Here is a 533-nt window from a genome sequence, read left to right on the forward strand (position 1 = left end):
CGACTTGCATGTATTAGGCACGCCGCCAGCGTTCGTCCTGAGCCAGGATCAAACTCTCCGAAGAAAATTTGTGACTCAATTTGTTGCTGACTTCAAAAATTTAAAACGTTTGGTACGCTTTTGGTTTTGTTTAGTTTTCAAAGATCATTTGCTTCAAGAGCAGCTTTACAATCATATTATACTAGATTAATAAAGTCAACTACTTTTTTAAAATTAATAGCTTAGCGGAATGAACCGCAGATAATTCACAGCATATAGCTGCTCACTATCATTGCTACAGCCTGGCAACGTCCTACTCTCACAGGGGGAAACCCCCAACTACCATCGGCGCTAAAGAGCTTAACTTCCGTGTTCGGCATGGGAACGGGTGTGACCTCTTTGCCATCATCACCAGACAATATGCAATTGAAGAAAGAATGTTATTCTTTCAAAACTAAATAACGTATGATAACAAGATTCACTTAAATGTTACACTTTATTAGACTGTGGTTAAGTCCTCGAACGATTAGTATCTGTCAGCTCCACACGTCACC

2 rRNA genes are annotated in these 533 nt (G+C 40.0%); both read right to left on the minus strand.

Features of this window, described 5'->3' with window-relative positions:
• Positions 1-64, minus strand: a 16S ribosomal RNA gene (locus GJU41_RS24530); the annotation flags it as partial.
• Between the two features lie 215 nt (positions 65-279).
• A 5S ribosomal RNA gene (rrf, locus tag GJU41_RS24535) occupies positions 280-395 on the minus strand.
• Positions 396-533: the final 138 nt, after the last annotated feature.

This window comes from Metabacillus idriensis (genome assembly GCF_009674765.1).
Classification (GTDB): Bacteria; Bacillota; Bacilli; order Bacillales; family Bacillaceae; genus Bacillus_P; species Bacillus_P idriensis.